General features: G+C 67.9%; 26 protein-coding genes. 11 read left to right on the forward strand and 15 right to left on the reverse strand.

The window, feature by feature from the left end:
* Window positions 1-45 precede the first annotated feature (45 nt).
* The 6 genes from EW117_RS23875 to EW117_RS23900 form a co-directional block, all read right to left on the reverse strand.
* The gene (locus tag EW117_RS23875) at window positions 46-813 is read right to left on the reverse strand and encodes an SDR family NAD(P)-dependent oxidoreductase (RefSeq protein WP_129789207.1); all 768 of its coding nucleotides are present in this window, start codon (window positions 811-813) and stop codon (window positions 46-48) included.
* A gap of 32 nt (window positions 814-845) precedes the next feature.
* Window positions 846-2,216, reverse strand: coding sequence for an ABC transporter substrate-binding protein (locus tag EW117_RS23880; protein ID WP_129789208.1), 1,371 nt, complete (start codon window positions 2,214-2,216; stop codon window positions 846-848).
* 112 nt (window positions 2,217-2,328) lie between these two features.
* Window positions 2,329-3,249, reverse strand: coding sequence for a carbohydrate ABC transporter permease (locus EW117_RS23885; protein ID WP_242504501.1), 921 nt, complete (start codon window positions 3,247-3,249; stop codon window positions 2,329-2,331).
* Window positions 3,246-4,232: a carbohydrate ABC transporter permease gene (locus EW117_RS23890; RefSeq protein ID WP_242504502.1), complete on the reverse strand. Its 987-nt coding sequence runs from the start codon at window positions 4,230-4,232 to the stop codon at window positions 3,246-3,248. Before EW117_RS23890 ends, EW117_RS23885 begins: the two co-directional genes overlap by 4 nt.
* 2 nt (window positions 4,233-4,234) lie before the next feature.
* A complete protein-coding gene (locus EW117_RS23895; protein WP_129789210.1) occupies window positions 4,235-5,080 on the reverse strand; it encodes an aldo/keto reductase in 846 nt (281 codons plus the stop codon).
* Entirely contained in the window at window positions 5,077-6,789 is a 1,713-nt protein-coding gene (locus EW117_RS23900; protein ID WP_242504503.1) for a GH39 family glycosyl hydrolase, read from the reverse strand. Before EW117_RS23900 ends, EW117_RS23895 begins: the two co-directional genes overlap by 4 nt.
* Before the next feature lie 214 nt (window positions 6,790-7,003).
* Here EW117_RS23900 and EW117_RS23905 point away from each other — a divergent pair, with 214 nt between their 5' ends.
* The 3 genes from EW117_RS23905 to EW117_RS23915 all read left to right on the forward strand — a co-directional run bounded on the left by EW117_RS23905 (window position 7,004) and on the right by EW117_RS23915 (window position 9,208).
* Window positions 7,004-7,693: a GntR family transcriptional regulator gene (locus EW117_RS23905; RefSeq protein ID WP_129789213.1), complete on the forward strand. Its 690-nt coding sequence runs from the start codon at window positions 7,004-7,006 to the stop codon at window positions 7,691-7,693.
* Between the two features lie 214 nt (window positions 7,694-7,907).
* Window positions 7,908-8,699, forward strand: a complete 792-nt coding sequence (locus tag EW117_RS23910) for an SDR family NAD(P)-dependent oxidoreductase (RefSeq protein WP_129789215.1) — start codon at window positions 7,908-7,910, stop codon at window positions 8,697-8,699.
* Between the two features lie 95 nt (window positions 8,700-8,794).
* Window positions 8,795-9,208: a nuclear transport factor 2 family protein gene (locus EW117_RS23915; RefSeq protein WP_129789217.1), complete on the forward strand. Its 414-nt coding sequence runs from the start codon at window positions 8,795-8,797 to the stop codon at window positions 9,206-9,208.
* A gap of 123 nt (window positions 9,209-9,331) precedes the next feature.
* On the opposite strand, the gene EW117_RS23920 is transcribed toward EW117_RS23915, so the two are convergent.
* Window positions 9,332-9,586: a hypothetical protein gene (locus EW117_RS23920; RefSeq protein ID WP_129789218.1), complete on the reverse strand. Its 255-nt coding sequence runs from the start codon at window positions 9,584-9,586 to the stop codon at window positions 9,332-9,334.
* 445 nt (window positions 9,587-10,031) lie between these two features.
* On the opposite strand from EW117_RS23920, the gene EW117_RS23925 reads away from it, so the two are divergent.
* The 4 genes from EW117_RS23925 to EW117_RS23940 all read left to right on the forward strand — a co-directional run bounded on the left by EW117_RS23925 (window position 10,032) and on the right by EW117_RS23940 (window position 14,155).
* Window positions 10,032-10,586, forward strand: coding sequence for a hypothetical protein (locus EW117_RS23925; protein ID WP_129789220.1), 555 nt, complete (start codon window positions 10,032-10,034; stop codon window positions 10,584-10,586).
* A gap of 102 nt (window positions 10,587-10,688) precedes the next feature.
* Window positions 10,689-12,410 (forward strand): cholesterol oxidase substrate-binding domain-containing protein, encoded by a 1,722-nt coding sequence (locus EW117_RS23930; protein ID WP_129789221.1) that lies wholly within the window; start codon window positions 10,689-10,691, stop codon window positions 12,408-12,410.
* Window positions 12,411-13,160: 750 nt separating this feature from the next.
* Window positions 13,161-13,763: a hypothetical protein gene (locus EW117_RS23935; RefSeq protein WP_129789223.1), complete on the forward strand. Its 603-nt coding sequence runs from the start codon at window positions 13,161-13,163 to the stop codon at window positions 13,761-13,763.
* Between the two features lie 26 nt (window positions 13,764-13,789).
* Window positions 13,790-14,155: a hypothetical protein gene (locus tag EW117_RS23940; protein WP_129789225.1), complete on the forward strand. Its 366-nt coding sequence runs from the start codon at window positions 13,790-13,792 to the stop codon at window positions 14,153-14,155.
* Window positions 14,156-14,401: 246 nt separating this feature from the next.
* On the opposite strand, the gene EW117_RS23945 is transcribed toward EW117_RS23940, so the two are convergent.
* Complete coding sequence (locus EW117_RS23945) at window positions 14,402-15,577, reverse strand: MFS transporter (protein WP_165362841.1); 1,176 nt, start codon at window positions 15,575-15,577, stop codon at window positions 14,402-14,404.
* 38 nt (window positions 15,578-15,615) lie between these two features.
* Window positions 15,616-15,960 carry a VOC family protein gene (locus EW117_RS23950; protein WP_129789227.1) on the reverse strand — a complete coding sequence of 115 codons (345 nt, stop codon included), beginning with the start codon at window positions 15,958-15,960 and terminating at the stop codon, window positions 15,616-15,618.
* Between the two features lie 54 nt (window positions 15,961-16,014).
* Here EW117_RS23950 and EW117_RS23955 point away from each other — a divergent pair, with 54 nt between their 5' ends.
* Entirely contained in the window at window positions 16,015-16,458 is a 444-nt protein-coding gene (locus EW117_RS23955; RefSeq protein ID WP_129789229.1) for a MarR family winged helix-turn-helix transcriptional regulator, read from the forward strand.
* 1,084 nt (window positions 16,459-17,542) lie between these two features.
* Here EW117_RS23955 and EW117_RS23965 read toward each other — a convergent pair.
* Both EW117_RS23965 and EW117_RS23970 read right to left on the reverse strand, forming a co-directional pair.
* On the reverse strand, window positions 17,543-18,388 hold the full coding sequence (locus EW117_RS23965; RefSeq protein ID WP_129789231.1) for an RCC1 domain-containing protein: 846 nt from the start codon (window positions 18,386-18,388) through the stop codon (window positions 17,543-17,545).
* 19 nt (window positions 18,389-18,407) lie between these two features.
* The gene (locus EW117_RS23970) at window positions 18,408-18,938 is read right to left on the reverse strand and encodes a GNAT family N-acetyltransferase (protein ID WP_207212022.1); all 531 of its coding nucleotides are present in this window, start codon (window positions 18,936-18,938) and stop codon (window positions 18,408-18,410) included.
* A 690-nt stretch (window positions 18,939-19,628) separates the two neighbouring features.
* Between EW117_RS23970 and EW117_RS23975 the strand changes: the two genes are divergently transcribed.
* Together EW117_RS23975 and EW117_RS30695 are read left to right on the forward strand one after the other, a co-directional pair.
* A complete protein-coding gene (locus EW117_RS23975; RefSeq protein ID WP_129789234.1) occupies window positions 19,629-20,258 on the forward strand; it encodes a M23 family metallopeptidase in 630 nt (209 codons plus the stop codon).
* 78 nt (window positions 20,259-20,336) lie between these two features.
* Window positions 20,337-20,723 (forward strand): ABC transporter permease, encoded by a 387-nt coding sequence (locus tag EW117_RS30695; protein ID WP_340641110.1) that lies wholly within the window; start codon window positions 20,337-20,339, stop codon window positions 20,721-20,723.
* 216 nt (window positions 20,724-20,939) lie between these two features.
* Here EW117_RS30695 and EW117_RS23985 read toward each other — a convergent pair whose 3' ends face one another.
* Complete coding sequence (locus EW117_RS23985; RefSeq protein WP_129789237.1) at window positions 20,940-22,310, reverse strand: sensor histidine kinase; 1,371 nt, start codon at window positions 22,308-22,310, stop codon at window positions 20,940-20,942.
* Window positions 22,307-22,984, reverse strand: coding sequence for a response regulator transcription factor (locus EW117_RS23990; protein WP_129789239.1), 678 nt, complete (start codon window positions 22,982-22,984; stop codon window positions 22,307-22,309). The genes EW117_RS23985 and EW117_RS23990 overlap by 4 nt, the downstream gene beginning before the upstream one ends.
* A 163-nt stretch (window positions 22,985-23,147) precedes the next feature.
* Between EW117_RS23990 and EW117_RS23995 the strand changes: the two genes are divergently transcribed.
* A complete protein-coding gene (locus EW117_RS23995) occupies window positions 23,148-23,579 on the forward strand; it encodes a hypothetical protein (protein WP_129789240.1) in 432 nt (143 codons plus the stop codon).
* Between the two features lie 180 nt (window positions 23,580-23,759).
* Here the strand turns inward: EW117_RS23995 and EW117_RS24000 are convergent, their stop codons facing one another.
* Entirely contained in the window at window positions 23,760-24,272 is a 513-nt protein-coding gene (locus tag EW117_RS24000; RefSeq protein ID WP_165362842.1) for a helix-turn-helix domain-containing protein, read from the reverse strand.
* Between the two features lie 47 nt (window positions 24,273-24,319).
* A complete protein-coding gene (locus tag EW117_RS24005; RefSeq protein WP_165362843.1) occupies window positions 24,320-26,953 on the reverse strand; it encodes a right-handed parallel beta-helix repeat-containing protein in 2,634 nt (877 codons plus the stop codon).
* Window positions 26,954-26,972 lie beyond the last annotated feature (19 nt).

Consider the following 26,972-nt stretch of genomic DNA (forward strand, 5'->3'; position numbering starts at 1 on the left):
ATCTCTCCTGTCCGTGGGTGTCCTGCGCCGGGAACCGTGCGGCCGTCAGTGCATGTAGAGGCCGCCGTCGACGTTGAGCGTCTGGCCGGTGATGTACCCGGACTCCTGGCCCACCAGGAAGCTGATGGCCGCGGCGATGTCGTCCGGGGTGCCGACCCGGTCGACGACGAGCTCCGCCACGAGCTCGGCCTTGCGCTCGTCGCTCAGCTTGCCGCCCATGATGTCGGTGTCGATCGGTCCCGGGGCGATCGCGTTGGCAGTGATCCCGTGCCGGCCGAGCTCTCGGGCCAGCGCGCGGGCGAGGCCGATGACGCCGGCCTTCGACACCGAGTAGGGCGTCCGGCTGTACGTCCCGCCCCCGCGCTGGGCCGATACCGAGGAGACGCACACGACCCGCCCGACCCCGGCGCGGATCATCGCGGGCACGACCGCCTGGGTCACGTGGTGGACGCCGTGGAGGTTGACGCGCAGCACGCGCTCCCACTCGGCGTCGTCGAGCTCGAGGTACGGCGTCGGGGAGCTGACGCCCGCGATGTTCGCGAGCGCGACGACCGGCGGCAGCGCACCGGCCAGATCGTCCACCGCCGGGCGGACGGCGTCGGCGTCGCCGACGTCGACCCCGGCCCCGACGGCCTGCACGCCGTAGGTCCGGGTCAGCTCCTCGGCGAGGTCCTTGACCGCCGGGCCGTCGATGTCGAGCATGCCGACGGACCAGCCGTCCCGGGCCAGCCGGTGGGCGGCCGCACGGCCGATGCCCCGGCGTGACGCCGCGCCCGTGATGATCGCCGTTCGCTCGGCGGGAAATGCGTGCATCGTGTGCTCTCCTGTCGGTAGGTGTGGCGAACTCAGTAGGCGTAGTCGACGCCGCGCTGCCAGTCGGAGAACGCCCAGTCGTCCCGCGACACCTTCGCTCCGGCGCCGCTGGCCTTGTCGATCGCCTGGTCGAGGTTCTTGTCGAAGGTGGCACTGAGCTTGACGAGCTCTCCCTTAAGGTCGGTGACGTCGCCGCCCAGGTAGCCCTGGATGATGTCGCCGAGGTGGGGCGCCACGGGAGTGATGAGTGCGAGCGCTTCGTTCGCCGCGCCGTTGCGCACCTGCGGCTGCGGGGCCCGGAAGACCCGCTTCTTGAAGTCCTCGACCAGCCAGGCGTACGGCTCGATGACGTCGGCGTCGGCCACCGTGTCGAGGTTCAGCGGCGGCTGGTCCATCGCCTCGGCGAGGACCGCCTGGTAGTCGTCCTGGGTGAACGACTCGAGCAGCTTGTTGACGTCGTCGGCGTGCGGCGTGTTGCCGGCGACGAACCAGGTGGGTGCGGGCGCGCCGCGGGTTATGACGAGGTCCTCGCCCTCGGGGGTGAGCTCGCCCGCGGTCGCCATCTTGGGCAGGTGCGCCTCGTTGAGCGCCCGGACGCCGCCCGGCGCCCAGGGGCCGTCGATGGCGAAGCCGACGTTGCCCGCCGCCCAGCGCCCGCGCGCGTCGGGGATCTGGAAGGAGTTCGTGCCGGGCAGGAGCCAGCCGTTGTCCGAGATCTCCTTGAGCAGCTCGATGGCGTTGACGTAGGTGTCGTCGTCGTAGGCGTACTCGCCGGTGTCGTACCGCAGCCCCTGCCAGCCGGGGAAGCCCGCGGCCTGGGCCAGGTCGTCGACCTGGTCCCGGATCCGCTCGCTCGCCCCGAGAGCCAGGGTCATCGGCGCGAACTGTCCGTCGTCCGCGATGGACTGGAGGGCCGCACGCAGCTCGTCGTAGCTCCGCGGCGGCTCGAAGCCGACGGACCCGGCGATCTCGGAGTTGTACCAGGTGCAGGCCCAGTACTGGCGGTCGGACAGGGACGGCAGGCCGTACACCACGCCGTCGAGCATGCTGATGCCCTCGACGAGCGTTCCCTCGGGCAGGCGCCCCAGCGCCTCGTCCGACAGCTCGATCGGGCTGACCCAGCCGGAGTCGACCAGAGCCGGGAGCGGCAGGCCCATGATGTTGGAGTAGACGTCCGGAAGCTGCTTGGACTGGTTGGCAAGCTGGAGCGCCTCCAGCGCCCGGCCGGGCTCGTTGTACGAGTACTCGACGGCCACGCCGAGCCGCTCTGCCTGGGCGGCCGCCCAGGCCTTGTGCTGCTCCTGCAGACCGCCGAAGTGGTCCCACCAGCGGATGCCGGCTCCGGGTCCCGGGGCCGTGCTCGGGCCGGTGCACGCTGCGAGCAGCCCGGCGAGCGCGCTCACCCCGACCCCACCGACGAACGTGCGACGCGATATCTGAAGCCGCGATATCTCTAGCATTGCAGTCTCCTCTTTGAGAACTCTTTGAGAACGACGATCCAGATCGCCGTGCGGCCTACGCCTTGACGGCGCCGGCGATGCCTTCGACGAAGTACTTCTGCATGAACACGAACAGGACGACGACCGGCAGGATCGAGATCACGCCGGCGGCCGCCATACCGGCCCAGTCGGTCGAGTTCTCCCCCACGAACGCCTGCATCCCGACGCTGACCGTGCGCAGGGCTGGGTTGGTGGACGAGAAGACCAGGGGCAGGAAGAACGCGTTCCAGGTGGCCAGGAACGTCAGGATCCCGACGGTGGCGGTGACGGGCGTGGACAGCGGGAGCATGATCCGCAGGAACACCCGCAGGAAGCCGGCCCCGTCGACGATGGCGGCCTCCTCGAGGTCGGCGGGCATCCTGCGGAAGTAGCCGGCGTAGATGAGGATCGCCGCGACGTTGGACGCCCCGCCCAGGGCGAGGATCATGCCGGCCAGGGAGTTGAGCAGCCCGAGCTCCAGCGAGACCTTGACGATCGGGATGATCGTGTACCCGGTCGGCACGAACAGGGTGGCGACGAAGATCCCGATGATCAGCCGCGAGCCCGGGAACCGGTACCGCCCGACGACATACCCGGCCAGCGCGCACCGCACGACGACGATGGCCGTCGTCACCACCGTCACGATCACGGTGTTGAGCAGGTACTGCCCGAACTGGCCGGCGGTCCACGCGCGGCCGTAGTTCTCCCACCGGAGCGCCTCGGGGATCAGGTTCAGGCCGCCCTGGAAGATCTCGCCCGAGCTCTTCAGCGACGCGGACACCATCCAGAGGAACGGGAAGACCCAGAGGAACGCGAGCGCGGCGAGGATGAGGGCGACGAGCCACCAGCCGCGACGCCGGGGCCGGTGGGACATGGCTTTCGGGCGGCGGTCGGCGCTCTCCCGGGTCTCGTCTCCGGTCCGCGAGTCGTTGCCGCGCCGTGCGGCGAGAGTGCTCATGCTCGTCCCTTCCCTGTCCGCCGCACGATCTGCGCCCCGACCTGCCGCTCGATCTGCGACTCGGTCCGCTCGGACTCGCTCCGTTGCGACTGGATCCGCTGTGAGGTGAGCGTCGCCCACGCCTGCAGGGCGACGACGACGAGCACGAGCACGCCGAACAGCACCGCGGCCGCGGAGGCGAAGCCGAGCTGCGGGATCGAGGCCGCGAACGCCCACCGGTAGATGTAGATCTCGATGATCTCGGTGCTGTAGAACGGGCCGCCCGCCGTCATCGTCTGCATGAGGTCGAAGGCGTGGAAGCAGTCCTCGATGGTCAGCACCGTGATGATCAGCAGGAACGGCAGCAGCATCGGGAGGGTGATGTGCCGGAAGATGCGCACGCCGCCGGCGCCGTCGACCCGGGCCGCGTCATAGACGTCCTGCGGGATCGTCTGGAGCGCGGCCAGCCAGTAGATCATCGTGATGCCGAAGAACTTCCACACGTAGACCAGCGCGGTGGTCACAAGTGCCGTACCGGACTCGCCGAGCAGGTCGACCGGCGGCAGGCCGAACAGCCCGACCACCGCGGCGACGGGACCCGCCGCGGGGTCGAGGATGAACCGCATGACGACGCCGATGATCGCCGTCGTGGTCACGACCGGCAGGAAGTAGACGGTGCGGAAGAACTTGGTGAACGGCAGCTTCGGGGAGTTCAGCAGGATCGCGAGGAAGAACGCCCCGAAGATGCGCAGCGGGGCGACGACCAGCATAAACAGCAGGGTGATGCGGACCGAGGACCAGAACAGCGGGTCGGCCAGGACCGCCTGGTAGTTGCTGATCCCCACGAACCGCTGTTCGGAGCTGAAGCCGTTCCACTCGACCAGCGAGTACCAGTAGCTCGCGACGATCGGGTAGATCGTGTAGACGCCGTACAGGATGAACGTGGGCATCAGGAACGCGTAGATCCAGAGGTTGCGGCGTCGTTGCCGCGACTGGGTCGCCATGGTCAGCGGATCTGGCTGATCGAGAAGGTCCGCGGGTCGCCACCGATGCGGCGACCGGTGCCCAGGGCGTTGATGGCGTCCACGTGCTCCTGGGTGAGCGCGACGCTCTCGAGCGACGCGTTGGCCAGCATTCGATGGCGCGATACCGACTTGGGGATCACCACGTGCCCCTTGTCGAGGTGCCACCGCAGGACCACCTGCGCGGGCGTCACGCCGAGCTCGTCGGCGACGGACGTGACGCTCGGGTGCACGAGGTCAGCCCCCTGGCCCAGCGGCGAGTACGCCTCGACGGCGATCCCGTACGCCCGGCACGCTGCGGCGACGTCGGCCTGCTGGAACGTGGGGTGCAGCTCGATCTGGTTGATCGCAGGCATCTGGTCCGCGAACACGGCCAGCTCGTCGAGGTGTTCCACGAGGAAGTTCGACACGCCCACGGCCGTGACCCGGCCCTCGGCCCGGATCCGCTGCAGCGCGCGCCAGCTGTCCCGCCACAGCCCGGCGGACGGGTTGGGCCAGTGGATGAGGTAGAGGTCGAGAGCGTCAAGGCCCAGCCGCTCGCACGTCTCGTCGTACGCGCGCAGCGTCCGCTCGTACCCCTGGTCCCCGTTGCGGAGCTTGGAGGTGATGAACAGCTCGTCGCGCGGCAGGCCCGATGCACGCACGGCGGCGCCGACGCCCCGCTCGTTCACGTAGGCGGCCGCCGTGTCGATGTGCCGGTAGCCGACCTCGAGCGCCTGCTCCACCACGGCCTGCGCCTCGTCCGCCGGCACCTGGAACACCCCGAGGCCCACCTGCGGGACGGCGGTGCCGTCCCGCAGGCTGACCGTGCGGGCGAACGACCCGGTCACCGGATCGGCTCCAGAACGAGCAGCGAGACCGACGGCAGCGGCAGGTCCACGGTCAGCTCCAGGGCCGACGACGACGCCTCGACGCGCCGCGCCGGTTCGAGCTCCTCGACGCCCTGACGGGCCTTGATCGCCGCGAGCTGCTCCTCGGTGGGCACCTGCGGGGAACCGGCCGCCACCCAGGCCGTGTGGGAGTTGCTGTGCTCGACGTCGATCCGGTGATGGCTGAGCGTGTAGGCGTCCGCGTCGAGCCCGGTCACGTCGAGCGTGACGGCCGCCTCGACGTCGTCGCGCTGGTACTGGTCGTCGGTGTGCCGCCACACGAGCACCGCGACGGTGCCCGACGCCGACCGCGAGGCGAGGGCATCGATCTCCTCCGGCATGCTGCGGCCCTCGGCCTGGTCGAGGAGCGTGACCGCGTGCGCGGCGTCCGAGAACGCGTCGATCCGCCGTTCGCCGAGCCGGCCGAGCAGCCGGTAGGCGTTCAGGAGCGGCTTCTCGATGCCGCCCGCCGTGAGGAACGACCGCGTCCCCTCGAAGTACCGCTCCCCCTCGAAGTAGAAGCTCCAGGAGGTGGCCTGCTCGACCTGGACGGCCTCGGTCTCGTTGAGATCGAGGATCTTCTTCATCAGCTTGACCTGGAACACCGGGTAGTACTCGGTGTTCTGGAACTGGAAGTTGGCGTTGTCGTACACGCTGTAGTGGGCCGGGACGCCCGCGTCGCACTCGTCGACGATCGCGGGCAGCCCGCGGTACTCGTCGAACTCCGCGATCACCCGGAGCATCCGGCGGATCTCGAAAAGCATCTTGTGCGCCGACGGGTTCTGCCGCTCCGGCGCCACGCCCCCCGTGGGGCCGTAGACGCGCCATGGCGTGAACGCCGAACCCTTGGTGTGGAACGAGACGAAGTCGATCGGGTCCCGCTGGTCGCGCGTGTGCTGGAGGAAGCCGCGCAGGAAGTCGACACCGCCGCCCGTCACGGCCGGCCCACCCACCTTGGCGCCCGGCAGCACGCCGCGGACCGCCTGCGCCGTGACCGAGTAGAGCTCGTAGAACTCCTCGGGCGTGCCGCGCCAGTAGAAGATGTCCGGCTCGTTCCACAGCTCCCAGAGCCAGCTGCTCACCTCCTGCTCGCCGTACCGCTCGAGACAGTGCTGCGCGTGGGCCGCGACGAGCTCACCCCAGCGGGCGTAGTCCCGGGGCGGATAGGACCAGGCACCGGCCTCGTAGTTGCTGTACACGGTGGGGCTCGGCACCACCTCGAGCTCCGCCGCGGCGTCGGGCAGCAGGTCACGGGGCGTGAAGGCCAGCTCGACGAGCACGTGGTGCCCCGCCTCGACGATCGCGTCGTACGCCTGGTCGACGATCGTGAAGTCGTAGCTCGGGACGCCGTCCGCATCCTCGTGGTAGACGTTCCCGTTGCCCCAGTGCGGAATGCCGAAACCGGACCCGGAGCAGAACACGTAGTGCGGACGCACGTGGAAGCCGCGGTCCGTCAGCTCGCCGAAGCTCTCCAGCAGCCGGCGGCCGGTCGAGGTGTAGGTCCAGTTGATCTCGTCGTAGCCGATGCTCTCCCAGATCCGGGCCAGGGCTCCCCGGTCGGACCCGGCGTCCACACGGACGCGGGCCTGCCGCACGTGCGGCGCGCTCGGGTCGCTGGGTGCCGAGCGGGGAAAAGCCGCGTCGACGCTGATACCAGGGTTCAAGTTCACGCTCGAGCGCACGTTCACCCACGCCTCTCAGGTTCACGGTGGCCGCAAGGCCAGGCCGTCATCGTCGACGACCGGTTACCGACGCTAGGGCGGGCTGCGGTAGATTGTCAACAACTAACAGTCAGCAAACTATTCAGGTGGACCTGCCGCCATGTGCCAGCCCGGCGCGGACGACCGATGGAACGATAGAGACGTGACGACAGGAGACCGACAGATGAACCCGCTCGGGACCGCACCACGGCCCACCCTCGCCGACTACGTGGTGGGCGTGATCCGGGAGGAGATCGCCACGGGAAAGCTCCGCCCGGGTGAGCACCTGCGCGAGGCCGAGCTCGCGGTCGCGCTCGACGTGAGCCGCGGACCGATCCGCGAGGCGTTCGCCATCCTCGAGGCGGAGGGCCAGGTGCAGATCCGCCGGCACCGCGGGGCATTCGTGAGCGTCCTGACCCAGAAGGACGTCGACGAGGTACACAGCCTGCGCGCCGCCATCGAGGCGCTCGCGGCGGAACGGGCGGCCACGAGGCTGACCAGCGAGCACTTCGCCGAGATGGACCGCATCCTGCAGGCCATGCGGGCTACCTCAGGATCCATCGAACCGCAGGAGGCGGTCCGCCTGGACCTCGCCTTCCACGACGTCATCTACGACGCCGCCGACCACGCCCGGCTGCGCCGGGTCTGGACCTCGATCCGCAGCCAGGTGGCGTTCTTCCTGCACACCCGCAACACCAACTTCCCGGACTTCCCCACGGTCGGGTACGCCGAGCACCAGGAGCTCCGAACGGTGCTCAGTGAGGGCGATCCCGCGCGTGCCCGCACCGCGGTCGAGGAGCACATGGCAGGTTCCTACACGCGGCTGCGCCAGCTGAAGCTGCCCTCGGATGCGAGCAGCAGCGTCGAAGCCTGACGCCGGGTGGGCGTTGCTGTGGGTCATCAGGCACTCCGGCCTGGTCAGAAGGGCGCAACCTGCTGTCACGCTCCCACTGATCTCTCGGAGCAATCGACGAATGCAAAAGTGCTTCACTGGCCGAAGGCGAAATACTTCTCCGTGTGACTTCTGAGACCCACGGCGACAGCGCCCGGTCTACTACGATCGCCTCCAGGACCCACGGGAGGCTCGGGTGGCTCGGATCCTGCTGACCGGCGCGACGAGTGGCATCGGCCTGGCGGCCGCAGTCCGCCTCGCAAAGAGCCCTCACGACATCGTCCTGCACGGGCCCGAGCTCGACGGTGACGCCGCGGCCGCCATTGCCACCGTGCGGAGTACCGCGCACCCGGGGACGACTGTCACCTACGAGCATGCGGACTTCACGCGGCTGGACGATGTGCGGGCCCTCGCCGCGCGGATCCGATCCTCTTCCCTTGACGTCCTGATCAACAACGCCGCGATCCCCGGACCGCCCACGCGGACGCCTGGAGAGGCCGGGACGGATCTCACCTACCAGGTGAACTTCCTGGCGGGCGTCCTGCTGACCCACCTTCTCCTCCCCCGCCTGTCGGCGCGCGGCAGGATCGTGAACGTCGCATCGGCCACCCACTACTCGGCCTCGCTCGACGTGAACGACCTCGAGTTCCGCCGTCGCCCGTACTCGGCGTCGGCCGCCTACGCGCAGTCGAAGCTCGCGATCGTCACCTATTCGAACTGGCTGGCGTCCCGCGTCGAGACAGTGGTGATGAGCCTCCACCCGGGTGTGGTCTCCACGGATCTGCTTCACACGATGTTCTCGGTCGGCGGCGTGCCCGCCTCGGTCGGCGGCGAGAACCTCGCCTCCGCCGTGAGCGTGGGCCTGCCGACCGGGACCTACCTGGACGAGACGACGCCGAGCCCGCCGTCGGCCGAGTCCCTCGATCGCGACGCGCAGCGTGTGCTCGTCGCGGACACCGAGCGGCGTCTGGCTACGCCGCTCCCCTGAATACCCGTGCGGGGCAAGCACCACACCGCTGGGCGCGCCCGCCCGCACGTTCCCAGCACCAGACGCGTTCTTCGCACCAGACCTGGAGGCACCAGATGGGTAACAGAGAGATCGTCGCGGCGGCGTTCGACGACTGGGCGGATGGCAACGCCCATGTCAGCCGGATCTTCGCCGAGGACATGACGTGGGAGATCACGGGCCGTTCGGCCGCCGCCGGCCGCTACCCGACCCGGCAGGCCTTCGCCGACGCGGTGCTCACCCCCTTCGCACGACGGTTCAGCGGCGACGACCCGTTCCGGCCGGTCCAGATCCGGGGCATCCACGCGGACGAGACGACCGGGACGGTCGTGGTCCTCTGGGACGGGCGCGGCACCACCACGGCCGGCACGACGTATGAGAACACCTACGCCTGGATCATGCGCCTACGTGACGGCCTCGTCGTGGATGGCACCGCGCTCTACGACAGCATCGCGTTCGACGAGCTCTGGACCGGCATCGAGCCGACCTGACCGAGTTCATCTACGGCAGTCACCGCGCCGGGATGTCCAGCATCTACGGCGTCGAGGTGTCGCAGACCGTGGGCGGCGGTCTGCGGGCGCGCTGCGGCGCGCGGCCCTGTCGTACGCGCGACATTAGCCGGCGTCGAACCGCTCCTCCCCCTGCAGGTCGGGATTGTCCTCGGGATGCTCGCCGGGAATCGCCTTGTCGCCTGCCGGGTCCTTGGTCGGGCGTTCCTCGTCCTCGTCGTCGTCCGCCGGAACGCCGGGCGGCCCGGGGCTGGCGCGGCCCGGTGCGACATCGTCCGGCACGGGGTCAACAGGCGGCCCGGGGCTGGTGCGACGTGGTACGGCGTCGTCCCGGTCCCTCTCGTTCTCGTTCTCGCTCATGCTCGCTCCCTTCGGGTCGAAGGTGGTGCGGCGGCGTGACCGTGGAGACGAACACTCCACCGCCCCTCGACGTTACGGCGGTGGTGCCCCGCTCGCACCCAGTCCGCGTTCCCTGACACGTGCCGCGCGCTGAACTTGGGCTCAAGGCGAGTGCAGCCGCCGCCGGTACCGGGTCGGCACCTGATCACTCTCGACTTTCTGTCCTCCTGTCTTCGGGACGTCGTGCTGCAACGATCGAGATGCCGAGCCCTGCTCCTCCTGGAATGTCTTGGTTCACTCCTTACCCACTCATCACGTTCCGATTGACAGGGTGAAAACAGGGCTTGATGCTCGTCGTGGTGAATCACACATGTGGGCGTGATCCACAGCTGTTCTGACGGAGCTATTCGAGGGGGAAAACGCAATGATCCGAGGATTCCGTGTCATAGGCCGTGCTGGAACAGCAATGGCCCTGTCAGCCGGCCTGGTCGTCACTGGGGCAACGGGTGCGAGCGCAATCGCGGTGTCTGAAGTGGGCGACCCGGAAGTGATCAGCGCACCTGCGACAGACCCCGTGCCCGACGTCCCGGAAGGCCTTCCCGTTGACGGTCTGCTCGGTGCCGTACCCGACACCATCGCCGGCCTGATCAGCGCCATTCTCAGCACCCTCGGACTTGCCGCCCCCTTGCCGCCCGGGACGCCTTCCGGTGGCGACGGAGCCTGGTCCCCGAGCCATGATGAGGAGGCTGCGATCATCCCCATCTGTTCAGGGCCCACCACGACCCTCGATTGGCTGTTCGTGAACTTCTCCGACCATGGGAACGATCTGGGCCTGTTCTTGAAGACCAACAGTGATCACATCAAGCAGGTCGTCACCGCGTCAGCCAACCCGCACCAGACACTGCGGTACCTGCTGACGCCGTTCCTCCAGGTTCCGGTCTACGCGATCAACGACACCGTCTTCCACCAGTCAGCCACCCTTGGCGACGTTCTCGCGTTCTGCGAGTCGGCCCGCACCTGACGGACTACTCGGCCTGCTGAGTCGACGTGGGCGGGGGTGCGCCGGCGGCACACCCCCGCCCCCATGAGCTTCTGACGAATTCCCACGCGCGAAAGAGCCCCAATGACCTCAGTACCTGATGAAGTGGCACGCTCTCAACCCGAAGGGCTGACCCGTCGAACCGTCATGGCCGGCGCTGTCCTCGGCGCCGCCTCGGTATTGATCGGAAAGATCGACCGGGCCGAAGCCCTTGCAACCGACCTGCCTGCCGGTTTTCCGCCCGGCGTCGACCTCCATAAGAGCGTGTTCAGGAACTGGGACACCACCATTGCCACCGACTCACTGTGGACCAGCACCGTCGGGGACGCTGACGACGTCATCACCATCGCGAACTGGGCAGTCACCGCTGGGTATCGCGTCCGACCGGTCGGGTTCAGCCATTCCTGGTCCCCTCTGGTCGTCGAAGACGACACCACGACGGACGACAACATCGTCTTGGTCGATACCAGCAGGCTGACGGCCATGCGGATGGACACCACCGATCAAGTCCGGGTACAGGCGGGCGCAAGCATGGAGAGCCTGTTGGACTTCCTCTCGGCTCAGGATCGGTGCCTCATCGGCGCCCCCGCCCCCGGCGACGTCTCCGTTGCGGGGGTGCTGGCAGTCGGCGGCCACGGCACGAATCTTCCTGCCAAGGGTGAGACCACACCGCCGGGCGCGACCTACGGGACGGTCAGCAACACGGTCGTCGAGCTGACCGTGGTGCTCTGGGACGACGGCCAGGACTCTTTCGTCGCCCGCACCTTCCACCGCTCCGATCCGGAGATCGCTCCCCTGCTGGTCAATCTCGGCCGGGCCTTCATCGTCGAAGCAGTGATGCAGACCGTCCCGAACTACAACATACGATGCCGTAACTCGACCTCGACCTCCTATCGCGAATTGTTCGCGGCACCAGGTGATGCCGGAGACGACTCGTTGAGCGCTCTCGTGGAGCGCCATGGGCGCGTCGGGTTGATCTGGTTCGCCATGACGGAATTCCCTTGGGTTCAGACATGGGATGTCACCGAGCGACGGCCGCTGCTGAGCCGCCCGGTATATTCGCCGTACAACTATCCCTTTGCCGACAACCTTCCCGACAGCATCAGCTCGATGATCGCAGCAGTCACCCAGGGCGCATGGCATTCGACCCCCGCAGCCACCAACGCTCAACTGAACGCGGCCGCAGCAGGGCTGACCGCCTCCGGTGCACGGGACATGTGGGGCGAGGCCAAGAACTTCATCCATTTCGTCAAACCCACGACATTGAAGGTCTCAGCAGGCAGCCACGTCGTCATTACTCGTCGCGATCTGGTCCAACGCATCGTCCATGACTTCACCAGCCACTATGTGAACCTCATTGACGAGTTCCGATCCGGAGGCTACTACCCGGCGAACAACACCTGCGAGATCCGGGTTACCGGGTTGGACCACCCAGAAGACATCGGTATCCCAGGGGCAGCGACCGCCGCCCTCTCGGCAGTCGCTCCCGTTGAAGGACGCCCCGAGCTCGACACAGCCGTCTGGCTCGACGTCTTGAACCTGCCCGGCAGCCCCCGAACCAACGACATGTTCATGCGGCTCGAAGCCTGGTTCCACGAGCTCCCGGCCGAGTTCGGCGTGGCCCGCCCCGAATGGGCGAAACGGTTTGCCACCTCGGTTGATGGGTCCTGGACCGACACCGAGGCCTTCCGAACAACGATTCCGAGCACTATCACCGGCTGGGACAAGGCGCTGGCGGCTTTGGACCGTTGGGATCCACACGGCGTGTTCCGCGCAAAAGTGCACGATCGCCTCATGCCCCGATAGCGCCCGCCCGGTACACGATGGAGTGCACGACGCTGTTCCACTCGTCGCGCATCTCCCGCGGCGCCTGCCCGCTCCTCGATCCTCAGACGTTGAACTGTGCGTACCGGTCCTGACCTGGTGGTCTATCTCCTGCGCGAACGGCTGGGACTTCCCTGGGACTTGGGACCGGTTGGGGTTTCGAAGTCGCCAGCCGAGAGCGGCCGACGCAGCGAGGGCTCCGGGTGGGGCTGCTCGCCGGTGCGCGCAGAGGATCGCCGCGCGCTCGTTCAGGAGGCCGGTCAAGCCACAACAGACATCGCTGCTTTGGTGTCGCTGGGTACTGCGGGCATCATCGGAGACGGTATCCACCCTTGCGTCCGAACACCTTCTGTTCCGCAGGAAGTTGCTGGGACTGCTCACGAGGCGCGTATCGAATCGACCCTGTCCCACCTTGGCGGACAGTCAGAACGGCTTGATTCTGCCATTCCTGGCCTACATAGCCTCACAGTGCCACGAGGAGGCGCGGTGGGCAACCGTGGGCACCAGTGGGTGCTGCAACTGCGTCAGATCGCGTGTCAGACGACCCGGAGGCGGGCAACTGTGTCACGAACCGTGTCAGCCAACCGCCTCCGGCGTCGGATGCCTGTGGCGCCAACTCGGTCTATGCCGCTGACACGGCCTCTTCGATCTGGCGGATTCTCATCCTCGCCATGATGCCCGTAGACAGCGTGGCACTGAAAACGACTAGTCATCGGGTCACAGAATGGATGCATGAGCAGCGCATGGCGTCCAACGACTGTCGCGTCCACCATCAAACGCGTTCGGGTGGAGGTGCCCGAGTGGATCTGGGGCAACAACGTCTCAGGATTCCTTGTCGAAGCCGACCTGCGCCGCTCGAAAGATGCCGGCACGGGCTACTCCGAGATCCAGACAAGAGAGTCGTACCTGCGCCAGGTTCCGGTTCTCGTCGAATCCGGGCCGGTTCTCTCAGCGGCCGGCAAGCGTCAGGGCAGCGCCGAGTGGCTGACGTCGTTCGATAACCCGTCGATCGAGTCCTCGGTGTACGAGAAGATCAAGGGCCACCCGTCGTGGAACACGCCACCGGCATCGTCCAGCCCCTTGGTCGAGATCGTTGAATGGGCACAGCGTGCGGCAACGTTTATTCCTGGCAAGAGGCTCCTTGAGCAGGCCGAGGCTGTCCTGGACGCGTTGACGCACAAGGTGGTTTTCGAGGACTCGGGCGAGGAGGTCTTCCCCAGGGCGAGCTTGGTCTCCGCCGTTCGCAGTCCCTGGTGCACCGAGTCAAGCTGCTTTCGGTCTTGCTGCGAGTCACCAATGACGAACGGCTGCGCGATGGCGACCCGGGGGAACTAGGGAAGTTACTGGGGCGAGGTGAGGTCGTGTTCGGTGCCGGCAGCGAGCTCACTAGCGGAGTGATGATGTTCGACGCCTACCTGCTGCCGCTGATGGCGGCCCTGACGCCGCACGCGTGGGGCTTCCCGATCGCTCGCATAGAGGGCATCCTCGTCTGCTCGTTCGGCAGGGCTGTATCCGGGACCAGCGAGAGCAAGTCGGGTCTCCTCGACACGCTCTACATACCGGGTCGGCACGACCCCGTAGAGGTCAGGGAATTCGTTGACGCGAGTGCACCCGATCTGGCACTTCACTGGTGGGCCAACGCCCTTAACCGCATGTTCGGCGTTGTCACCGACCCAGTGACCTTCGCGAACCGGTCGGATCCCGATGAGCTCCGCCCCAGAAGATGAACCTCGACCAGTCGTGTATTTCAAGTGCACCTTGGCCTCGCGCGCCGCACTCTCGTCTAGATCATGGCGCCAGATATCTCTGAACTCGAGCAACGCCGTATAGATCCGCTCCATCTCCGGTGCGATACCCGACGCCGTGCTTTCGCTGCAACGCACGATTCGACATCCCAACGCGAGCATCACACCGGATTGCAGCAAACAACTCGACTCGACTCTGGTCCATGGCTTTCGGCGCACGCCTTCGTCCTAGCGGGCGCACTCGACCCGCCCCGCTACTCGTCCCACACGGCCGCCTCGTCGCCCCTCGACAACGGTCACCAGCGTGGCGATCAGTGCCATGGCGGCTGCGGGAACGCCGAGCAGAGTAATGGCAAACCACTCCTGAGACACGCCACCGAGGACACCTCCAATCGCGACGCCGACATAGATCGCTGAGGAGTTGAGCCCGAACAACAATGGCGCTGAGGCTGGCGCGATCGTCACTAGCCGGTGTTGCTGCACCACCGAGGCCATCCCGTCAGCCGCTCCCCAGAAGACAGCCCAGACGATCACGATCACCAGATGGCCGACGGTGAGCGGGCTGACCGCGAGCAGCACGGTGCCGCCGCCGAGAGCGACCATTGCGACTCCCATCCCTGAGTGCTTGTCCACCCAGAGCCCGGCGAGGAAGTTGCCGGCCAAGACGCCTAGGCCCCAGGCAAAGAGGATCAGGGTGAGCGCTTGGGGAAACGAGTCGGTCGTGGCGTCGTCGGTGATCGCGCCGATGTAGGTGTAGACGGTGTAGTGCCCACCCATGACGAACGCCATCGCAACCAAGATTGTGAGCACCTTGCCCTGGCGCAGCGGCGCGAGGCGAGCGGTCAGGCCAACGGCTGGGAGTGACACCCTCGGCAACCACACCGAGATTCCCAAGGCCGCGAGCACGCCCAGTCCCGCGACGGCCCACAACGTGAGTCGCCAATCGACGCTGCCGATCAAGTTGCCGAGCGGCATGCCCAGCGCGGTCGAGAGGGTCAGGCCGCCGATGACCAGGGCCATCGCGCGACCGCGGCGTTCCTCGGGAGCGATCGCGACAGCCGCACTTGATGCCGACGCCGTGATCGACGCAGCACCCAGAGCAGTGAGAACCCGAGCCGACATCATGGTCGGATAGTTCGGACTCAACGCTGTCGCGATATTCCCGACAACGAACACGGCTAGCGCGAACTGGAGCGCCTTCCGGCGATCAAAAGCACTCAGCAGCCAACTCAACGCCGGGGCCGCGACCGCAATTGTGAACGCGAACACGGTCACCAGCTGCCCGGCCGCGGCGACACCCACGTCTATGTCCGCAGCGATGGCCAGCAGAAGACCCGCGATAACGAACGCGTCGGTCCCGACCGCGAACGTCGCCAGCGCTAGCGGCAGTAGCGGTTTGACCAAGCCCGGCGACCTAGCAGCACTCATTCGGGTGGTCCCGCTCAGGCCTGTTGTCCCGGCTCCTGCGAGAGGCTGAACTCCACGCCCTGATCATCGACACAGTGCGCGAACGCGCCGGACGGGATCGTCACGGGATCCTCGGCGGTGCCACCCAGTTCGCGTACCCGCGCTACCGCCGCGTGGATGTCTTCGACGGCAAAGAAGATCCGCGGGTGCCGCGACGAGTCCTCGTGGGGCGCACCGCCCATCGGCGTGGGCCCGTCGATCATCGAGTAGCCCGGAAAGTTCCCCTCGCGGAACGCCCAGCCGAACAGCGAGCCCCAGAACCGTTGGGTCGCTTCAATATCGCTGCTGGGGACCTCGAAGTACGTGACGTTGCCAGCCATGATCTACCTCCTGATGTCAGTGTATTGACATCGACTGTATGTCAGACTGCTGACATGGATCAAGAGCCAGTCGGCGAACTGGAACTCTCAGTGGGCTACGTCCTCAAGCAGGTGCATGCCTCGCTACGCTCTGCAATGGACGTGGCCCTGCGGCCGCTGGACCTGACCGTGCCCCAGTACGCCTGCCTGGAACTGCTCGGGCAGAGCTCTGGACTGTCCAACTCCGAACTAGCCCGCCGCGCCTTCGTGACCCGGCAGTCAATGAATCTCGTCCTGCGCCGGCTGCAAGAACGCGGGCTCCTCACCCGACCCGACCAGGCACCCCACGGGCGCGCGTTGCCGAGCATGCTCACGCGGGACGGGCAGGCGGTCCTACGCCGCGCCAGCACTGCAGTTCGCACCGCGGAGAAGCAGGCGTTCGCCCCCTTGTCCCCAGAACAGCAACTTCGGCTACGCCGGGACCTCGCAGCGTGCGTCGCCTCCACGCCAAGCAGCTAGGACCTCCGCGCCTGACCGACACACTCCCTCGCGGCCCTGGCGGAGCTGTCGCTGGGCGCCGGGCCCGGACCCTCCGGCGCGGAGGCGGCCGGTCACCAGTAGCCACCCACGGACGGCTCGCTGACCGGCCAGCTTGACCTCGGGCCGGTCAGCGTTCATCCCGTACCCCAGGGCCGCGCGACAGGGTCCGCCCTATTGTGGACGCTCCTCGGTTCGACCGACTCTGACCCTGATCTAGCAGCATCGCGCGCTTGGGCACGCTAGCGCGGACGATCTATCGCGACACACGGCGAGAGATCCAATCCTGACCTCTGGGCTTCCGGCGCGGGCCGCGGCGCACACGGTGGCAGCGGCGGTCGGAAACACCCAGCAACTGTCGGAAGACCTCGCAGCACCGCTGCTACGACAGGCGTCCGACGCCTACATCCAACGCTTCACGACGCCCGCGGACATCGGCGCGACTGTCCTCACGAACGCCGCGATCATTGCCGGCGTCACAATGCGCGGGGCGACGTCTCAACCTGGCGTCAAACCCCGGCAGCCGCAGGCCGACATACCCTCGTAGGCCTGCGAGCCGCACCGCCAACCCGAGGCGAGGAGCCAGAAGGATGCGTACCCGTGACGGCCGGTTGTGCGCCGGGTCGGACCGGCTCGGCGCCCGCCCCGACCTGGCACACGACGTGGCGTCCCGGACGTTCTGCGCGCGCTCGGCCCCCGCTCAGGCGGTCCGTCGCACTGCCTCGGCTGTCCAGCCGCAGAACCCTTCCTGGACGGGCACTGTGCGGCCTCCTCGAGGCTGCCCCCGCGCACAGCGTGGCGTCGTCCACTTAGCTCTGGGCTGCGGTGAGTGCGGGCGCCGTCCAGCGTGCTGTACATCAGGACCGCGTGTTCGGCGATACCGCCGTTGTGAGTGATCACTGCGCCGCCCCTGTCCGTCGGCTGGACGAAGGCGCCGAGGCCATCACCGGCTTGGGGTGCGGCGTGTACATCTCTTCCTCTGCTGGTACCTGGCCGTTGCGTTCACGGAACGGGCGGACGGCCGTTACGCAACTCTGCCCGTGTTCGAGGCGAGCAGCGGTTGGCTCTAGGCGGATAGTCGGAGCGGCGGCCATCCCGCGACGTCGCACTGACCGCGCTCGTTGCTCCCGCTAGCGACGACCGACCCGTCCGCCCGCAGCCCGAGCGTGTGCCTGGACCCGGCAGCCACCGCGACGATCTCGCACCAGTCGGCGACATCGCACTGACCGGCGTCGTTGCTGCCGACGGCCACGACTTTGCCAGCCGTGGTGACGGCGACGGTGTGGTAGCTCCCGGCGGCCACTGCCACGACGTCCGTCCAGGCCTCGACCTCACACGCACCGCCTGTGCGGTCTCCCACCGCGACGGCGCGTCCGGTGCTGGTCAGGCCGACCGTGTGCAGGTAGCCGGCTGTGACGGCAGTCAAGCCACGCCACGCGTCGACCGCGCACTGCCCACGGCGATCATTCCCGACGGCGATCGCGGTCCCGTCCGCTCTGAGGCCTACCGAGTGCCAGTCGCCGCACGTCACCGCGACGATCTCGCGCCACGGGCTCACGTCGCCCGCGCCTTCGGTGAGCCTTCCCACGCCAAGCACGGTGCCGTCGGCACGCAGTCCCAGCGTGCGGCGCCACCCCGCAGCGACAGCGGTCACCTCGCGCCAGGAGGTGACGTCGCACTGGCCGTCACCGTTCCAGCCCGTCGCCACCACCGTGCCGTCTGATCGGAGTCCAACGGTGTGGGACCGTCCAGTGTTCGAGGCCGTGTGCACGTTGCCTGCCGCCACGCCGATGACATCGAACCAACCATCGGTACGGCACTCAACCGCGTTTCCCGCACCGGCGGCTACCACGGTGCCGTCCTCGCACAGCCCGAGCGAGTGGCGCGGCCCGGCCGCAAGGAAGTGACCCACGAGCGCAGCCTAGGCCAGGTCAGCTCGTAGCCTCTTCGACGACACGGACCTCGCCATGTGCGGTCCGGAGGTCGCGAACCATCTCGTGATTGACCCCGTCGACCATCTCGACCCGCACCCCGGTATCGACGTACCCGCACTTGCGGTAGGCACCCTGCGCGCGGACGTTGTGCTCGTTGACGTGGAGACGCACCTGCTGGACGCCGACAACCCGGAGCCAGGCCTCCGTCTCCGACAGCACCGCTTGCAGAACACCGCCGCCACGGTGCCCGGGCCGCACGTAGACACCCACGACGGCGGCACGCAGGTGCGGACTGGTCTCGCCGATGTAGTCGGGCTCCCCCGGTGCCGTCACGCGCGCCGTCACTGTGCCGGAAAGGTCGCCGTGCTCATTGACCGCGACGAACTGCCCCACCGAGGTGCCGGACGCTGCCATGCGGGTCAGCTCCTGCCAGTAGCTGTCCGGACGCTCGAGTGCGACCTCGATCCTCTCGAGGTAGGCCAGGTGGGCGATCGGGTCTCGCAGCGCCTCGAGCCGCAGCTCCCGCAAGCTCCGCCACTCCTCGACGCGAACCCTGCGCACAGTGAACGACCCCAACACTTCACGTCCCCTTACTGTCATGGCGCAATCGTCGCAGAACATGTTCGAGCTCCAGGAACGTATCGCCGGCGTCTCGAAATAGCGGACGCATCACTCAGGTGGTCCTCTTGCCCCGAACCGCGCGGACAGTCGCGACGACCAGCAGCCACCGGACCACGGTCCGCATAAGGACGACCCCGCTCGCGTGCCCATCAGCAAGAACGCCGAGGCGTACAGGATTAGCGGCGCAGGGTCCTTCAGGCTGGCGGCCACTCCGGCCCGCAGCGAGCCGCTCGGACCTGGCAGGCGACAGAAGTTCCGCGCAGCGGGCGGCAACAAGACCGCGAGCAGCGCTCCAAGAGCCGAGAGAGCGGCAACACCAGAGCGCCGGCACGCCAGTCGAGCAGGTCGTTCACCGGGGCGGCGACGAGCCGTCCGGCGAGCCCGCCGGGCACCGTTTCCAGAGATACATGTTCCCCCGGCCGCGATTCTGGGCGGGCGGTTCCGATGCACCTCTGGGTACTGGCCTATGGAGCCGCAAGGACGGCCATGTCGATGCGGTTCCGCCCGGCGCCCGTGCCCACCGCCCACGCTGGCAGTTGATGCCGGGCTGCCCGGACGCGCCACGATCGGCCATTACGCCGTCGGTTTGCCGGTGATGTGGGGTGGCATGACACTCCTGACCTCTGTATCCGGGAACCCGTCGCGCGCGCCATCCTCGACAAGCTCACCGCATCAGCCGCGCCGCATGCACCCGTCCCGGCAGATGGGCAGGCGGTGTCGTCGCGGGTGGTGTTCCCGTTGCCGGCCGGCGCATGGATCCGCACCTCGGGCTTCGGTATGCGGGACCTCGGCGATACCGGGCATTACAAGCTGCATGCCGGGGTGGACTATGCCGCAGCGGCCGGCACGCCGGTTCTTGCGCTGGCCGACGGCGTGGTCGCTTCCGTCGAGACCAGCCCGACCGGTGGCAACATGATCGTCCTTGACCACACCATCGCCGGACCCGACGGGACCCAGCATGTGGGCTCGGCATACCTGCATCTGAGCGACGGCTCCGCCACTGTGACTGACGGGGACAGCGTCGCTGCGGGGAACCAGATCGCTCAGGTCGGTTCGACGGGACGCTCGACCGGTCCGCACCTCCACTTGGAGATCAGGCCGGGCGGACCGTACTCCACCGCGGTCGACCCCGAACCGTGGCTGACGGCGTACTCCCCCACCACCCTCGATGGCTCGGCTGTTGGTTCTCATCAGACCTGCCAGTTTCTCAATGACTTACCAGAGTAGATGTCATTCCGAGATTTCATTGAGTATCTCCGGCGTTGCAGCCTGCGGCGGACAGACCCGCTTAGGATCGTCGTTGGCGTGCCGACAGCCTCTGTTCGGTTTGACTCGCTGCCGCTGACGTACTGCGCGGCGACTGGAGAGCGGGTCGAAACCAGCCTGGGGCGGGTCGCTGTCTCGGAGCTGGTGGGCGGTGGGACCTGTTCGGCAGTTCCGCTGGTAGAAGGGCCGCACGTTCTACTCAGGCTGGTACTGGGCACCTCGACCGACCAGACCCGCACCACCGGAGTGGTCAGCCTGCCCGGTGCGTTCGTCGGCGCGGTCTTCGCCGGGTCGCCGCCGCTGGAGGTTGCGGGCTTCCAGCTGCTCCTGCTGGCCAGCATCCTGGCCGTCGGCGGGATCCGCGTGGCCGCCCTGGGCTGGAGGCTCGGCGCCCCGGCACATCTGCCGGAGGGCACCGCCCGGTGAGCCTCACCCGGGCATACGAGCCGTCCGCGCTGCCGGACCGGTCACGCGCTGCGCCCACAGCGCAGCATGCTGACCAGGCTGATACCGCCGGCCGTCCCTAGCACGCCCACAGCGATGTTTCCTGCGGCGTGAACAGGGCCGCTAAAGCCAGGGCAATCAAATCGAGCACACCGCAAATCCCCCCGTCGTACCTGCACACAACCTGAACAGCGTGGGTCATCGGCCCACCGCACCGGCGCCCGCGGGCAGGACCAGGACCAGAAGCGCTCCGGCGGGACTGCTCTCCACGCAGAGCACACCGCCGTGCGCGACGGCAATCTCACGAGCGATCGGCAGACCCAGGCCGGTACCGCCGTCGGCGCGCGAGCGGCTCTCGTCGAGGCGCACGAACCGGTCGAAGACCCGTTCCCGGTCGGTCTCCGGAATCCCCGGACCGTCGTCCTCGATCTCCAGACGGGCGCCTGGAGGGTCCGGCGCGAGCCGGATCCAGACAGTCGAGCGCGCGTGCCGGACGGCGTTCTCCACGAGGTTGCGCACGGCGCGGGCCAGCTGATGTGGGTCGCCCTGGACCCTGGTTGGCGGCGTGGTGACGACGAACCGCACGCCGATGGACCGGCTCAGCCGGTTCGCCTCAGTACGCACGAGATCGTCGAGATCGACGTCGACCACGTTCAACGGCAGACCTCGTTCGTCCACGCGGGCCAGGAGCAGCAGGTCGGCCACCAGCCGGTCGATGCGGTCCAGGTCGGCCAGGACGTCGTGACCGGTCGACTCCCAATCGGTGCTCTGCGGGTGTCGTGCGGCGACCTCGTGGGCGGCCCGGATGCTCGCCAGCGGGCTGCGCAGCTCGTGCGAGGCGTCACCGACGAACCGCCGTTGCGCGTCGCTGGCGTCCTGGAGCCGGCCGAGCATGGCGTTCATCGTGACGGCGAGCCGGGTGATCTCGTCTCCGCCGTCGGGCACGGGCACGCGGGGGGCGAGGGTGGCGTTGCCCTGGATCTCGGCGACCTGGGACCGGATCGCCTCGACCGGTGCGAGCGCTCGACCGGCGAGCCAGAACGAGGACAGGGCCACGGCGACCAGTACGATCGGGTAGCCGATCGCCAAGAGGTTCACGACGACGGCGGTCGACTGCCCGACCAGCTCCAGGCTCTGCGCCACGAGTACGACCACGTGTCCGTCCGGGCCGGCGACGCCGTGCGCGACGACGACGAAGGCCTGCCCCTCTCCGATCGGCAGGTCTTCCGACCGCACGACCTTGTTGGTGCCGGGTGCGGAACGGTTGTCGATCACGGGCGGCTCGCCGTCGATCTGCGGGCTGGCGGCCAGCACCGTGCCGTCCGTCGCGACGACCTGGACCAGGGACTGGTCTCCACCGCCCGAGCCGAGGTCGGCAGGGACGCCGCTGACCGCGATCTGGCCGGCGGTGTCGGCCGCCTGCTCTGCCGCAGACTCGGTCAGGGACTGTTGGAGCTGGTCACGCTGTACGAACACGAAGACGACGGCGGCAATCGCCAGGAAGATCGCGACGGCGGCGGTGGCGGCCGCGGTGGTGCGGAACCTGACGCCGCCCAGCGGGAGGGTCATCCGCCGTCGCCCATCAGGCGGTAGCCCGCGCCCCGCACGGTGCGGATCGCGCGCCGGCCGAACGGCCGGTCCACCTTGCGGCGCAGGTAGCCGATGTAGACCTCCACGACGTTGTCGTCGCCGTCATAGTTCAGGTCCCAGACGCTCTGCAGGATCTCGCTCTTGGACAAAACGACCCCGGGGTGGCGCATGAGGAACGCCAGCAGCCCGAACTCGCGCGGCGTCAGCTCGACCTCCGTGTCGCCGCGCCGTATGAGCCTGGTCGCGGGATCCAGGCTCAGATCGCCCGCGACCAGCACCGTCGGCCGCTCCGGAGCCCCGCGGCGTACCAGCGCCCGCAGCCGGGCCACCAGGATCATGAACGAGAACGGCTTGGTCAGGTAGTCGTCGGCGCCGAGGTCGAACGCGTCGACCTGGTCGTAGTCACCGTCCTTCGCGGTCAGCATCAGCACGGGCGTCCAGTTGCCATCCTCACGCAGCCGGCGGCACACGTCGTACCCGTTCAGCGTAGGCAGCATGATGTCCAGGAGAATCACGTCGTACCGGGTAGCCATGGCGGCCAGCCGTCCCTGCTCGCCGTCGTGGACGGTGTCCACGACGAAGCCCTCTGCGGTCAGGCCCCGGCTGACCGTCCTGGCCAGACGGACCTCGTCCTCGATCATCAGCACCTTCACGGAGCCTCCCTCTGTCACCCCATGGTGGCTGCGCGTGGCTGTGAGCGCGCTGAGAAGACGTTACTGAGCGGCTCTCAGGTCGTCTCAGCGTCCTCACAGCGACGTTCTCGCAGGATCGGGACTGCCGGTCACACCGGGTGACCGCCTACCGAGGAGAGACCTCATGAAGAAGATCACACGCAAGGCAACGGCCGGCACGGCCGCGGTGCTGCTGGCCGGGCTCGGCGTCGGCGGCGCGGTCGCGGCGCACGCCCAGTCGCAGGCGCAGATCAGCCAGCCCGCCGTGCACCAGAGCGTGGAGCAGTCCGACGGCGACGGCGAGCAGGACCCCGCCGCGGAGGCCGCCGAGGAGGCCAAGGGCGGCGCCGAGACCAACGACGGGCCCGAGGCCGTCGAGACGAACGACGATCCGGACAAGGGACCGGACGCCAACCCGAACGAGCCGGGCCACCAGGACGCCGACGAGTCCGGGGAGTCCGAGGCGGAGGGCGGCGCCGAGGCCACCGAGGAGAACGACGGCCCCGACCGGGGGCCGGACGCCAACCCGAACCAGCCCGGCCACCAGGACGCCGACGAGAGCGGCGAGTCCGAGTAACGGACACCCGTGGGTGGGGCTCCTCGCATCCAGCGGGGAGTTCCACCTCTTCCTCGGTGCAGACCGTTGGCGCAAAGACGATGAGAAAGCACGCCGAGACTCGCGTCACCCGGCCCGGCCACCGACAAGTACGACGAGAACCTACAGGCGGTGTGGGCTCTCATCCAACTTGTCGGTTTCTCACAGATTTGTCGAGTAGTTGCCATTGCCGACATTTTGTTGACAATCTGCGGCGTGCCTGCCGACGGCGGGGAGGACTTGCTGAGGATGATCGTAGGCGTGTCGATGGCCTCCGATCGGTTTGATTCGCTGCAGCTGACGTACCGCGCGGCGAGCGGGGAGCGGTCGGGACCGGCCTGGGGCGGGTCGCTGTCGAGGAGCTGGTGGCGGCGGGGCCGGTTCGGCAGTTCCGTTGGTACAAGGGCCGCAGGTTCTACTCGGGCTGGCACTGGTCGTCCACGACGGGCGCGATGGTCGTCTACGAGAGCCGGCTGGACCGATCCCGTGCTCGACGAACCGGGCCCGCCACTTGCCGACCGTCACGACGTGACAACCCAGCTTCTCGGCCACCTGCGTGTTGTCCAGCCCGTCGGCACAAGCGAGGACGATCTTCGACCGCAACGCCAACGCCTGAGACGACTTCGCCCGCCGAGCCCACCGCCCCAGCTGCACACGATCAACCTCGCTCAGCACCAGCTCGGCCTTCCGCCGCCCTCTTCTCGCCCCACCCCATCGGACAATTATTCACTCAAATTCAGGCGCAGGACACTAGACCGCGGGTTCGAATCCTGCCGGGGGCACCAAACGGATAGGCGACGCCGCCTCGTACGGCGGGTGGGGAGATCTTTGGGGGCCGACCGATGAGGCCACACCGACAGCAGTTGGTCGTAGAGCGTCACGGGCTGCGGCCAGTCGGTCTGCTCGAAGGTGGGCGCCTGGGCGTACCGCGCTGCGCGGCGGAGCGGGCAGGCGCACGACTCGGTGCACCTGCCCGCTCCGCCACGCCCGCCGCGTGATGTTGCGGCCGCTACTTGCGCACGCCGGTCGCGCTGAACTCCTGTACGCCGACGCGTCCGTTCTGGTTGCTGTTGCGCACGTAGAGCCGGATGTTGGTGGTGGCGAGGTCGGCCGGCGGCCGGTAGACGACCGGCGCCGTCGTGCTGATCGCCTGGTAGGGGAGGATGTCGATCCAGGCGTTCTGGCTGGCGCTCCAGCGCTGCACCTTCCAGTGGGTTGTCATCCAGGTGCAGCAGTTGTCCTGCTGGATGGTGAAGGCGAACCGCTCGTAGTCGGCGCCCAGATCGAACTGCACCCAGGACTCGTTCATGTTGGAGCTGGCTTCGCCGGTCTCGGTGACGCCGTCCCAGAGCTTGCCGAGGCCGCTGTCCCAGGCACTGCGCTGCGACACGGTGGAGTGGTCGGCCAGGTTCTCCCTGGGCACACTCCACCGCAGCCCGGCGTACGCCGGTTCCAGGCCCGCCTCGTTCATGATGGTCTGCGCCTCGGCCGGCCACGCACCATCTGTCACCACGTGCGGTGGCCCGTCGCTGTCGAAGATGGCCCCGTTGAGCCAGTTGTTGGCGAAGTCGGTGTAGTTGTGCGACGCGTACACCGACAGGGGCCGGCGGTAACGCGGGGAGAAGTCGAACCGCCCGCCCTTTCCGACGTTGTAGTCCCAGCGGGTCTGGTGACTCTGGTTGTCGCTGTAGTAGTTCGCTGTCGACGTCGCCTGGTGCACGTAGTTGTGGCTGATCACGCTGCCCGGCCACGACCCGAACGAGTAGACGGCCCCCGAGTCGTGCACCCCCCCAGGACTGCTTGGACGTGGCGTTGTACACCTCGTTGTGACTGAACGTCGTCTTGCCGATCCCGTCTACCCCGTCGAGGAGGCTGGTCTCCTCCGCCTTGCGCTGATGGAAGCCGCTGTATGCGGTGTCGTAGACGAGGTTGTGCGTGACGGCCACGTTGTAGGTGTTCATCAGGCTGATCCCGGTCGCCGGGAAGAAGTCGTCACCGGTGTCGGTCACGACGTTGTTGCTGATCTTCACGTTCTTGGTGCGCTGGGCGCCGCTTACGTGCACGTCCATCCACCGGCCCACGATGATGCCGGCGGCGGTCAGGTTGTGGAAGAGGTTGCCGGTGACGGTGACGTCCTCGGCCCCGGTCAGCAGCTGCAGGCCGCCGCTGCCCATCTTGCGCACGGTGTTGTCGGTGAAGGTGATGTCGCGGGCGTTGGTCAGCTTGATCTGACCGGGCACCTCGCCGCCGTAGCCGTCCTGGTTCGGATCGTTGAAGGGGTCGTCCGCGTACTGCGCCTCCGCCTGCGTGCCACCGATGAACCGGTCACGAGGCAGCAGCCAGTTGCCGTGCTCGAACGTGATGCCGTCGAACGCGATCGCGCTCGCCTTCGCGGACGGGCTGGACCCGGCCACGTTCACCAGTGTCTCCACCGTCGGTACGTACGCCCCGGCCTGGTTGACGTCCTCTCCCGCCCGCGGGTAGTAGAACACCTTGTCCGTCGCCCGGTTCAGGTACCACTCGCCGGGGGAGTCCAGCTCCTCGAACGCGTTCAGCACGTAGAACGTGTCGTCGTAGTCCAGCGAGAAGCCGTCGTCGCGGTTCAGCCGCGCCTGGAAATGCGGCTGCGCCAGGCGCACCCGCTTGTCGGCGCCGCTCGTGCTGATGTCCACGACCGGGAAGTAGTCGACCTTGAAGCCGATCGCGATGTGCAGCAGCCGAATGTCGCGGACGTTGGTGTACGCCGGAACACTGGCCGCCGGGAACTGCACGCCGTCGTAGGAGCGGGTCGGCCGCTCCGGGTTGGCCGGCGGGTTGGGGATCGATGCCTCGTCGAAGAAGCCGTTGCCCACGATGCCCTTGCCCATTGCCAGCTGAGCGCGCCGGTCACCGACGTAGAGCTGCCGGAAGTAGTCGGCGTAGCCCGCCGACTCCGGCACGTCGGCCACGAGGTACGGCCGGTCGGTTACCTGTTTCCAGCCCGTGACGGCCTTACCACCGTCAATGATGGGCGTCTCACCCGGATACGCCTGGTAGACGACCTTGAACCCGTTGGAACCCGAGTCCGCCTCGCTCAGGCTGAAGGTGGCCGTCCGGGTATACCGGCCCCCGCGCAGGCAGACGTGGAGGTCGGCCTGCATCTCCCTGTTGAGCCTGTGCTGTCGGACGTGGTTCCGGGCCCGTTCCAAGGTCGCCCAGGGCTGATCCGGTGAGGTTCCGGCGTTACGGTCGCTGCCCGACGCGGAGACGTAGAAGTTACAGGGGCCCGCCGTGTGCGCCGGAGCGGCGGGCACCAGGCACGCGGCCAGTACGAGTCCGGCGACGGCCGCCATGGTCGCTCGCTTACGAATGGTCATGCCGTTCCACTCCTTGCGC

Origin of the sequence: Promicromonospora panici (assembly GCF_900608595.1) — a bacterium.
Taxonomy (GTDB): Bacteria; Actinomycetota; Actinomycetes; order Actinomycetales; family Cellulomonadaceae; genus Promicromonospora; species Promicromonospora panici.

Excerpts from the sequence above, each read along its gene's own strand:
- EW117_RS23875 (WP_129789207.1), bottom strand. The coding sequence starts at position 813 with ATGCACGCATTTCCCGCCGAGCGAACGGCGATCATCACGGGCGCGGCG.
- EW117_RS23885 (WP_242504501.1), bottom strand. The coding sequence starts at position 3,249 with ATGAGCACTCTCGCCGCACGGCGCGGCAACGACTCGCGGACCGGAGAC.
- EW117_RS23890 (WP_242504502.1), bottom strand. The coding sequence starts at position 4,232 with ATGGCGACCCAGTCGCGGCAACGACGCCGCAACCTCTGGATCTACGCG.
- EW117_RS23905 (WP_129789213.1), top strand. The coding sequence starts at position 7,004 with ATGAACCCGCTCGGGACCGCACCACGGCCCACCCTCGCCGACTACGTG.
- EW117_RS23915 (WP_129789217.1), top strand. The coding sequence starts at position 8,795 with ATGGGTAACAGAGAGATCGTCGCGGCGGCGTTCGACGACTGGGCGGAT.
- EW117_RS23920 (WP_129789218.1), bottom strand. The coding sequence starts at position 9,586 with ATGAGCGAGAACGAGAACGAGAGGGACCGGGACGACGCCGTACCACGT.
- EW117_RS23925 (WP_129789220.1), top strand. The coding sequence starts at position 10,032 with ATGGCCCTGTCAGCCGGCCTGGTCGTCACTGGGGCAACGGGTGCGAGC.
- EW117_RS23930 (WP_129789221.1), top strand. The coding sequence starts at position 10,689 with ATGACCTCAGTACCTGATGAAGTGGCACGCTCTCAACCCGAAGGGCTG.
- EW117_RS23935 (WP_129789223.1), top strand. The coding sequence starts at position 13,161 with ATGAGCAGCGCATGGCGTCCAACGACTGTCGCGTCCACCATCAAACGC.
- EW117_RS23950 (WP_129789227.1), bottom strand. The coding sequence starts at position 15,960 with ATGGCTGGCAACGTCACGTACTTCGAGGTCCCCAGCAGCGATATTGAA.
- EW117_RS23955 (WP_129789229.1), top strand. The coding sequence starts at position 16,015 with ATGGATCAAGAGCCAGTCGGCGAACTGGAACTCTCAGTGGGCTACGTC.
- EW117_RS23985 (WP_129789237.1), bottom strand. The coding sequence starts at position 22,310 with ATGACCCTCCCGCTGGGCGGCGTCAGGTTCCGCACCACCGCGGCCGCC.
- EW117_RS23995 (WP_129789240.1), top strand. The coding sequence starts at position 23,148 with ATGAAGAAGATCACACGCAAGGCAACGGCCGGCACGGCCGCGGTGCTG.
- EW117_RS24005 (WP_165362843.1), bottom strand. The coding sequence starts at position 26,953 with ATGACCATTCGTAAGCGAGCGACCATGGCGGCCGTCGCCGGACTCGTA.